Origin of the sequence: Aromatoleum toluvorans (assembly GCF_012910905.1) — a bacterium.
Classification (GTDB): domain Bacteria; phylum Pseudomonadota; class Gammaproteobacteria; order Burkholderiales; family Rhodocyclaceae; genus Aromatoleum; species Aromatoleum toluvorans.
Genome location: NZ_WTVN01000088.1, coordinates 1 through 796, shown reverse-complemented (window position 1 = coordinate 796; position 796 = coordinate 1). Strand labels below are relative to the sequence as shown.

Genomic DNA, 796 nt, shown 5'->3' with positions numbered 1-796 from the left:
CTTCGCAGCGTACTCAAGGTCGGAAAAGCTCGATTGCATGCTCAGTCTCGGAGGCCATGGGCTGACAGAATTATCTCAAACGCATCGATCGCACGGGGCGACGGTGTCCGAATAAATCAGCGTCTCCTTAGGTCGGCTGGAAGATTGGCGCACAGCCAATCGGCGAGCTCCCGCCCATTGTCAGCTTGATCAGACTCGTCAGTTAGTGGAGCAAATAGGTTTGTGCGAAACCGGGCTTGTGTCCGCATAGGGCTAACGTAGAAATAACCGGCGGGGAAAAGCGAAGCTTTTGCCCGTCCAGCGACCGAAGGGAGTGAGGTTAATTGCCATGTTAGAGAGATTCGCCTGCCATGCGAGTTGATTCTAAATGGCGTGCATACGCATGATGAGCCTCTACGTTTCCCATGGCTGCTTTGCTTTTGCAAACATCCTTTCTCTAGATTCTTTTCTGTTCTCTTGGTGCATCCTGCGCACATGAATAACAAAGCCGACCATAACTCCAAGCCAGCCCGCTAGGAATATTGCAGAATGCACACCGGCAGGGATGCAAAGAAACTCAAGAGCAAGGGAGGACAGGCCGCAGACGCCCACCCCCGCTGTGGCTAGTTTGAAACCGCCCCATTTCCCTGCAGTGAATTGCTTGAAGCTCATCGGTATGTTCTAACGTTCAATCTATGGACTCCCCCGATATTGCAAGACGAACTTTCGGATGTTCTGAACGAACCCAGCTGCAACAATCTATCCGGCCTACTGTGCAGCCCGTCGGCTGCGGCCCTGATGAATTTCGCGCCGCGCA

The 796-nt window shown here is 53.1% G+C and carries 1 protein-coding gene; it reads right to left on the bottom strand.

Annotated elements, in window-relative coordinates; all coding sequences use genetic code 11:
• Positions 1-393: 393 nt before the first annotated feature.
• The gene (locus GPA22_RS22415) at positions 394-651 is read right to left on the bottom strand and encodes a hypothetical protein (protein ID WP_169258284.1); all 258 of its coding nucleotides are present in this window, start codon (positions 649-651) and stop codon (positions 394-396) included.
• Between the last annotated feature and the right edge of the window lie 145 nt (positions 652-796).